The organism is Streptomyces sp. CO7 (genome assembly GCF_053474865.1).
On record NZ_JBRIOU010000012.1, the window covers coordinates 44,234 to 52,028 of the forward strand.

Annotated in this window: 9 protein-coding genes; 3 read left to right on the forward strand and 6 right to left on the reverse strand. The window is 72.0% G+C overall.

Annotated elements, in window-relative coordinates:
• Positions 1–395 precede the first annotated feature (395 nt).
• Positions 396–761: a TlpA family protein disulfide reductase gene (locus ACOV8S_RS29810; protein ID WP_448321591.1), complete on the reverse strand. Its 366-nt coding sequence runs from the start codon at positions 759–761 to the stop codon at positions 396–398.
• A 234-nt stretch (positions 762–995) separates the two neighbouring features.
• Here ACOV8S_RS29810 and ACOV8S_RS29815 point away from each other — a divergent pair, with 234 nt between their 5' ends.
• Positions 996–1,721 carry a lysophospholipid acyltransferase family protein gene (locus tag ACOV8S_RS29815; RefSeq protein WP_448321592.1) on the forward strand — a complete coding sequence of 242 codons (726 nt, stop codon included), beginning with the start codon at positions 996–998 and terminating at the stop codon, positions 1,719–1,721.
• A gap of 49 nt (positions 1,722–1,770) precedes the next feature.
• Here the strand turns inward: ACOV8S_RS29815 and ACOV8S_RS29820 are convergent, their stop codons facing one another.
• The 4 genes from ACOV8S_RS29820 to ACOV8S_RS29835 all read right to left on the reverse strand — a co-directional run bounded on the left by ACOV8S_RS29820 (position 1,771) and on the right by ACOV8S_RS29835 (position 5,736).
• On the reverse strand, positions 1,771–2,361 hold the full coding sequence (locus ACOV8S_RS29820; RefSeq protein ID WP_448321593.1) for a transglutaminase domain-containing protein: 591 nt from the start codon (positions 2,359–2,361) through the stop codon (positions 1,771–1,773).
• 80 nt (positions 2,362–2,441) lie between these two features.
• Positions 2,442–3,515, reverse strand: coding sequence for a threonine aldolase family protein (locus tag ACOV8S_RS29825; protein WP_448321594.1), 1,074 nt, complete (start codon positions 3,513–3,515; stop codon positions 2,442–2,444).
• Entirely contained in the window at positions 3,512–4,264 is a 753-nt protein-coding gene (locus ACOV8S_RS29830) for an SDR family NAD(P)-dependent oxidoreductase (RefSeq protein ID WP_448321595.1), read from the reverse strand. The genes ACOV8S_RS29825 and ACOV8S_RS29830 overlap by 4 nt, the downstream gene beginning before the upstream one ends.
• Before the next feature lie 65 nt (positions 4,265–4,329).
• The gene (locus ACOV8S_RS29835; RefSeq protein ID WP_448321596.1) at positions 4,330–5,736 is read right to left on the reverse strand and encodes a DUF6421 family protein; all 1,407 of its coding nucleotides are present in this window, start codon (positions 5,734–5,736) and stop codon (positions 4,330–4,332) included.
• Positions 5,737–5,988: 252 nt separating this feature from the next.
• Here ACOV8S_RS29835 and ACOV8S_RS29840 point away from each other — a divergent pair, with 252 nt between their 5' ends.
• Positions 5,989–6,657, forward strand: a complete 669-nt coding sequence (locus tag ACOV8S_RS29840; protein WP_448321597.1) for a glycerophosphodiester phosphodiesterase — start codon at positions 5,989–5,991, stop codon at positions 6,655–6,657.
• Here ACOV8S_RS29840 and ACOV8S_RS29845 read toward each other — a convergent pair.
• On the reverse strand, positions 6,644–7,213 hold the full coding sequence (locus ACOV8S_RS29845; protein ID WP_448321598.1) for a GNAT family N-acetyltransferase: 570 nt from the start codon (positions 7,211–7,213) through the stop codon (positions 6,644–6,646). The two genes, ACOV8S_RS29840 and ACOV8S_RS29845, sit on opposite strands and share 14 nt — an antisense overlap.
• A gap of 27 nt (positions 7,214–7,240) precedes the next feature.
• Between ACOV8S_RS29845 and ACOV8S_RS29850 the strand changes: the two genes are divergently transcribed.
• On the forward strand, positions 7,241–7,645 hold the full coding sequence (locus tag ACOV8S_RS29850; protein ID WP_448321599.1) for a VOC family protein: 405 nt from the start codon (positions 7,241–7,243) through the stop codon (positions 7,643–7,645).
• The last annotated feature ends 150 nt before the right edge of the window (positions 7,646–7,795 follow it).

Here is a 7,795-nt window from a genome sequence, read left to right on the forward strand (position 1 = left end):
GACCCCCGCCACACCGGCCGCGTGCCGCCGGAATACGGAACGCAGCAGGTCGGAGGGCGAGTCGCCACCGGTGGCCGACGCGGATCCGGTCCGCGCGGGGTCCGGCCGGAGCCGATCCGCCGCCGCGGCGGCAGACACGGACCGCTCCGGACCCGCCGGGACAGGGCCCGCTTGCGCCTCTCCCGCTGCGACAGGAACCGCCTGTTCCGCTTCCGCCCCGCCAGGGGCCGCCTCCACGGATGCCGCCCGGGCAGGGACGGAGCGCTCGGAGCCCGCCGGGCCCGGAGCCGCCGGCCGCGGCCCGGGGGTCCACGCGCCGGGCTGTGGCGGGACGGCGGCCGCGGTCTCCTCGGAGAGGGAGGTCACGGGTTCGGCCGCCATACGGGTGTCCTTCCTCATATCGCCTCCCCGAGGGCGGCGATCACATCGGCCTTGCGGGGCACGCCGGCGGCGCGGCGCACCACGCGGCGGTCCGCGTCGAGCACCAGCGTGGTCGGAGTGGCCTCGATCTCCAGCGCGCGCACCAGCGCGAGGTGCGCCTCCGCGTCGATCTCCACGTGGGTCACCCCCGGGACCATCGCGGCCACCTCGGCGAGGACGCGCCGTGTCGCACGGCAGGGGGCGCAGAAGACGGTGGAGAACTGCAGCAGGGTGGCCCGCGGGCCGGCCCGGTCGCCGAGCACCGCCACGTCGACACGTGGCCCGCCTTCGTGGCCGCTCACCCGCACTCCTCCGCTCCGCCGCCTTCGCGGCGTTCCCATGATGACCTGTACGTGATCGTCAGCGGTGGTCGGGGGGTGAGGATTCCCCGGTCAGGGGCCCTTTCGGGCGACGTGACGAGGATCTCGTCCTCACCAGGCACTTCATCTGGTCCTTTGCCCGTTCTTGGGGCAACATCTCTACGCGCCCGTAAGTTACGGGCGCGTAGGTTGGATCGGCCAGGAGCGGTAACCCCTTCCCTGGCAGCCACTCGAGAGAAGGGGCTCATCCCGCCCATGGCAGAGCTTGTCTACCGTCCCGTCATCGGTCTCGCCTTGTCGTTGTTCAAGGCCTGGGACCTGAAGATCGACATGCGGGGGGCGGAGAACATTCCCCGGGCGGGCGGTGCGGTGCTGGCCAGCAACCACATCAGCTACCTCGACTTCATCTTCGACGGGTACGCCGCCCGCCCCAGCAAGCGCCTGGTCCGCTTCATGGCCAAGGACTCGGTCTTCCGCCACAAGGTCTCCGGTCCGCTGATGCGCGGCATGCGCCACATCCCGGTGGACCGCCGCAAGGGCGAGGCCGCCTACGCGCACGCCCTGGACTCGCTGCGGTCGGGCGAGGTGGTCGGTATCTTCCCGGAGGCGACCATCTCCCAGTCGTTCTGCCTGAAGGACTTCAAGAAGGGCGCGGCCCGGCTGGCGCAGGAGTCCGGCGTTCCGCTGATCCCCATGGCGCTGTGGGGCACCCAGCGCCTGTGGACCAAGGGCCGCAAGCGCGACTTCAGCCGCAGCCACACGCCGGTGACGCTCCGGATCGGCAAGCCGATCGACAGCGCCGAGGGCACCCCCGAGGAACTCACCACGCGCCTGCGGGAGCGCATCCAGGGGCTCCTGGACGACGCCCGGCGCGACTACCCGGACCAGCCCTCCGGACCGGAGGACTCCTGGTGGCTCCCCGCGCACATGGGGGGCACCGCCCCCACGCCGGAGGACGTCGCCCGCCGCGAGGAGCACTGAGTCACCCGGGGCCCGACGAGGGCCCCGGCCGGCCCACGCCGCCCGCGTGTCACAGCTCCGCGGGCAGCGTCCGCCACAGCTCGGTCCGGTCGCGCGCCCCGCGCAGCGCCGCGAGCACCGCCGGATGCGGTGCGGCGTGCAGTTCGGGGTAGTCCCGCTCCCCCGACGGGACGTCCACCGGGAAGGCCAGCCGCTCCCGCGTCAGGGAGAACCGCGCGTCGACCCCCGGCTTGTTGCCCCGGGGGTCCTGGCGGTGCCAGGCGCCGTTGAAACGGACGGCGACCAGACCGTGCACGACGAAGCCGCCCCGGTCGTTGCCCAGCCGCTGGTAGCACAACGCGGTGGGGATGTCCTCGGCCCGCAGCAGCGCGGCCAGCGCGTGGGCCTTCGCGTAGCAGATGCCGGTGCGCAGCCGGATCACGTCCGAGGCGCGCCAGGTGACCCGCGGATCGTCCGCGTCGTGCGAGTGGGGGATCGTGTCGCGCACGAACTCGAAGGCGGCACGCGCATAGTCATACGAGTCCTGGGCCGTCGAGGCGAGCCGCGCGGCGACCTCCCGGACGGCCGGATGCTCGTGGTCGATCGTCTCCGATGCCGCGAGATACGCGGACAGATCAGGCGTCTGCTGGATCGTCTCCATGGCCAAGATCATAGGAATGCGACCGCCCGCGGTCAATCGTTTTGCGGACAGTCGCATAACTATGCAGATCTGGAGTGGACTCAGCGGGAGGCCATCTCCTCCTTGAGGGCGGCGAGGAAGGCGTCCACGTCGTCCTCGCGGGTGTCGTAGGCGCACATCCACCGCACGTCGCCGGCCGCCTCGTCCCAGAAGTAGAACCGGAAGCGCTTCTGCAGCCGCTCCGTCACCGCGTGCGGCAGCCGGGCGAAGACCGCGTTGGACTGCACCGGGTACAGGATCTCCACCCCGTCCACCGCCCGGACGCCCTCGGCGAGCCGCCGGGCCATCTCGTTGGCGTGGCGGGCGTTGCGCAGCCACAGGTCCTTGGTCAGCAGTGCCTCGAACTGCACGGAGACGAACCGCATCTTGGAGGCCAGCTGCATGGAGGTCTTGCGCAGGTGCTTCATCCGCCGCACCCGCTCCTTGTTGATCACCACGACGGCCTCGCCGAACATGGCGCCGTTCTTGGTGCCGCCCAGCGAGAGCAGGTCGACGCCGGCCGCGTTGGTGAAGGCCCGCATGGGGACGTCCAGGGAGGCGGCCGCGTTGCCGAGCCGGGAGCCGTCGAGGTGGACGGTCATCCTGTGCGCGTGGGCGTGGTCGCAGACGGCCCGGATCTCCTCGGGCGTGTAGACGGTGCCCAGCTCGGTGGACTGGGTGATGGAGACGACCTGCGGCATCGCGCGGTGCTCGTCCTCGAAGCCGAACGCCTGGCGGTCGATCAGTTCGGGGGTGAGCTTGCCGTCGGGGGTCGGCACGGTGAGCAGCTTGATGCCGGCGACCTGCTCCGGCGCGCCGCCCTCGTCGGTGTTGATGTGCGCGCTCTCCGCACAGATCACCGCGCCCCAGCGGTCGGTGACGGACTGCAGCGCCACCACGTTGGCGCCGGTGCCGTTGAAGACCGGGTAGGCCTCGGCGGTGGCGCCGAAGTGGCCGCGCACGACCTGCTGGAGGTGCTCCGTGTACACGTCCTCGCCGTAGGCGACCTGGTGCCCGCCGTTGGCCACGGCCAGGGCGGCGAGCACCTCGGGGTGGACCCCCGCGTAGTTGTCGCTGGCGAAGCCGCGGACCGACGGGTCGTGACGCCGGCGCGCGTCGGTCTTCGGAGGGTTCACGGCTTCTCGGTCAGCCACAGACGGTTTCCGTTCACTTCACTGGCGGGCTTGTCCCAGACGCCGGTGACGGCCTCGGCCAGGTCCTTGACGTCGGTGAAGCCCGCGAACTTCGCGTGGGGGCGCTCGGCGCGCATGGCGTCGTGCACCAGTGCCTTCACCACCAGGATGGCAGCCGCGGCCGCCGGACCCTCCTCGCCCCCCTCCTTGCGGAAGGCGTCGGCGAGAGCCAGCGTCCAGGCCTCGGCGGCGGCCTTGGCCGCGCCGTAGGCGGCGTTGCCCGCGGTGGGCCTCGCCGCCCCGGCGGCGCTGATCAGCACGAACCGGCCGCGGTCGCTGCGCACCAGGGCGTCGTGGAAGGCCAGGGAGGTGTGCTGGACCGTGCGGACCAGCAGTTTCTCCAGCAGCTCCCAGTCGGCCATGTCGGTCTGCGCGAAGGAGGCGCTGCCCCGCCAGCCGCCGACCAGGTGCACCAGGCCGTCGATGCGGCCGTACTCCTTCTCGGTCTCAGCCGCCCAGGCGCGCGCCGCGCCGAGGTCCATCAGGTCGACCGGTTCGCCGGTGACCGTGGCCCCGCCGTGCGCGTAGCGGGCCGCGTCGACGGCCTCCGCCAGGCGCACCGGGTCGTTGTCCGAGGCGACGACCACCGCGCCGGCCTCGGCCAGGCGCAGCAGCGTCGCCCTGCCGGCCGCGCCGCCCGCGCCGGCCACCGCGACGACCGCCCCCTCGAGCGCTCCGTTTCCGTTCCCCATCGCTCTCGCCTCCCAGGCGTGTCGCTGACTCGTCCGGCCGCTTGCGGGCCGGGCCCGGATCCGCCCTACGCGGCGGCGGGCAGCTCGCCGCCCGTCTCGGCGGTGATGCCCTTGGTCGAGGCGATCACCTGCTTGAGCTTCTTGGCGAGGGCCTCGTAGAACATGCTCAGCGGAAACTCGTCCGGCAGCACGTCGTCCACCAGCTTGCGCGGCGGCTGCGTCAGGTCGAGGGCGTCGGGGCCCTTGGCCCAGCGGGAGCCGGGGTGCGGCGCGAGGTAGGTGGAGACCAGCTCGTAGCCCGCGAACCAGTGGACCAGCTTGGGCCGGTCGATGCCGTCGCGGTACAGGGTCTCGATCTCCGCGCAGAGCTGGTTGGTGACCTCGGGGGCGCGCTGCCAGTCGATGTGCAGCTTGTTGTCGGTCCAGCGGACCACGTCGTGCTTGTGCAGGTAGGCGAAGAGCAGCTGCCCGCCGAGGCCGTCGTAGTTGCGGTGGCGCTCGCCGGTGACCGGGAAGCGGAACATGCGGTCGAAGAGGACCGCCATCTGCACGTCGCGGGCCTGCGGCACGCCCTCGGCCTCGAGCTTCACGGCCTCCTTGAAGGCGGTGAGGTCGCAGCGCAGCTCCTCCAGCCCGTACATCCAGAACGGCTGGCGCTGCTTGATCATGAAGGGGTCGAACGGCAGGTCGCCGTGGCTGTGCGTGCGGTCGTGGACCAGGTCCCAGAGCACGAAGGCGTCCTGGCAGCGCTGCTGGTCGTCGAGCATCGCGGCGACGTCGTCGGGCAGGCGCAGGCCGAGGATGTCCACGGCGGCCTCGGTGACCCGGCGGAAGCGCGCGGCCTCGCGGTCGCAGAAGATGCCGCCCCAGGTGAAGCGCTCGGGGGCCTCGCGGACGGCGACGGTCTCCGGGAAGAGGACGGCCGAGTTGGTGTCGTAGCCGGAGGTGAAGTCCTCGAAGGTGATGGCGCAGAAGAGCGGGTTGTCGTAGCGGGTCCGCTCCAGCTCGGCCAGCCAGTCGGGCCACACCATGCGCAGCACGACGGCCTCGATGTTGCGGTCCGGGTTGCCGTTCTGCGTGTACATCGGGAAGACGACCAGGTGCTGCAGGCCGTCCTCGCGGCGCTCGGCCGGCTGGAAGGCCATCAGCGAGTCCAGGAAGTCCGGGACGCCGAATCCGCCCTCGGCCCACCGGCGCAGGTCCTTGACCAGCGCCTCGTGGTAGGCCGCGTCGTGCGGCAGGAGCGGCGCCAGCGCGGTGACCGCGTCGGCCACCTCGGTCACGGCCCGCTCGGCCTCGTCACGGGACGGGGCGCCGTCGACGGCGAGGTCGATGGAGCCGTCCTTGCTCTGCCAGGGGCGGATGCGCTCCACCGCGCCCTTGAGCGCGGGCCACGCCGGGTGGTCGACCACCCGCGTCCCGGGACCCTGCTGCTGCCCCTGAGTGCCCACCTGCACAAGAACCTCCGTCATGTCTCGCCCTCCACGGGAGTACCTCGGGTGGACTCACCGTATGCACCATCTTCTTTTTCGGCAAGGGGAGATCTTGGGAGATCTTCTTGCGCCAGCCCCGTTTGAGCGGCGATTTTCCTGTCAAGCGGCCGTCCGGGTGACTTCGGGCCGGGTCGGAACACGCCGCGCGGCAGGGGCCCCTAGGCTTCGGGGCGGAGAACGACGGAGAACGCAGAACAAGAAGAGCCACACCCGCACGGGAGCGAGAAGATCTTGTCTTTCCTTGTCATCGGTCACCGCGGCGTCATGGGCGTCGAGCCGGAGAACACGCTGCGCTCGTTCGTCGCGGCCGAGAAGGCCGGTCTCGACGTGATCGAGCTGGACCTGCACCTGAGCAAGGACGGCGCGCTGGTGGTGATGCACGACGCGACGGTGGACCGCACCACCGACGGCACGGGCGCGATCGCCGAGCAGACCCTGGACGAGCTGCGGGCCCTGGACGCCGGGTCGGGCGAGCGCGTCCCGGTGTTCGAGGAGGTGCTGGACGCGGTCACCGCGCCGCTCCAGGCCGAGATCAAGGACGTGGCGGCCGCGCAGCGGCTGGCCGAGGTGCTGCTGCGGCGCGACCTGGTGGAGCGGGTGGAGGTGATCTCCTTCCACGCCGAGGCGGTCGAGGAGATCGCCCGCCTGGTGCCGGGCGTGCGGACGGCCCTGGTGGCGAGCCGTTACGACGCGGAGGTCGTCGAACGCGCGGTCCGCGCCGGTGCCCGCACGATGTCCCTCAACATCCGCCGCCTCACCCTGGAGACGATGCAGCGGGCACGGCAGGCCGATCTGCGCGTGCTCGCCTGGACGGTCAACACCCCGGAGCAGCTGCGCCTCGCGCACGCCTTCGGGCTCGACGGGGTGGTCACCGACCGTCCGGAGATCAAGCGGGGCTGACGCCGGGAGCGGCGAGCTCCTTCACCAGGAGCTCGAACTCCAGGTCGTCGCGGCGCGGGAGACCGAACCGTTCGTCCCCGTAGGGGAACGGGCTGGTCCTGCCCGTGCGCCGGTACCCCCGGCGCTCGTACCAGGCGATCAGCTCCTCGCGCACGGTGATCACCGTCATGTGCATCTCGGTGGCGCCCCAGCTCTCGCGGACGTGACGCTCGGCCTCGGCCAGGACGGCCCGGCCCACTCCCCCGCCCTGGAGGCCGGGCCGTACCGCGAACATGCCGAAGTAGGCGTGGTCCCCCCGGCGCTCCAGCTGGCAGCAGGCCACCAGGAGACCGTCGCGTTCGGCGACCAGCATGCGGTCCGAGGGGTGGTCGACGACCTCCCGCACGGCCGCCGCGTCGGTGCGCTGTCCGTCGAGGATGTCCGCCTCGGTGGTCCAGCCGGCCCGGCTGGAGTCGCCCCGGTAGGCGGACTGGATCAGGCCGATCAGGGCGTCGACGTCCTCGGCGGTGGCGTCGCGGAAGACCAGCGGAAGGGCGGCGTGGTCGGTCGGGTGCATCTTCTCTCCGTGTCTAGGCTGCCGTCCATGGTGCATGTACTGAGCGGCAGGACGTTGGTCCGCCCCCTCGATCCGGCGGCCTCCCGGACGTTCTACGGCGAGCGGCTCGGCCTCGCGGTGTACCGGGAGTTCGGCGCCGGCGAGGAACGGGGGACGGTGTACTTCCTCGGCGGCGGGTTCCTGGAGCTGTCGGGGCGGCGGGATCCCGCCGAGCCCGTCACCCCGGGCGGCCCGGTCCGCCTGTGGCTGCAGGTCGCCGACGCGGCGGCGGCGCGCGAGGAGCTGGCGGAGCGCGGCGTGGAGATCGTACGGGAGCCGGTGCGCGAGCCCTGGGGGCTGATCGAGATGTGGATCGCCGACCCGGACGGCCTGCCGATCGTCCTCGTGGAGATCCCCGCGGATCATCCGCTGCGGTACCGGCCGGGCATCTGACCGTCCCGCCGGACCGGCTCACAGCATGGGCGGGATCCTTCCCTCCAGCTGACCCAGGAGCTTGCCCAGCAGGGCCGCGAGCCGGTCGCGTTCCTGGTCGGCCAGTCCGGACAGGACGTCCGCCTCGAACGACAACTGCTGCGGCAGGAC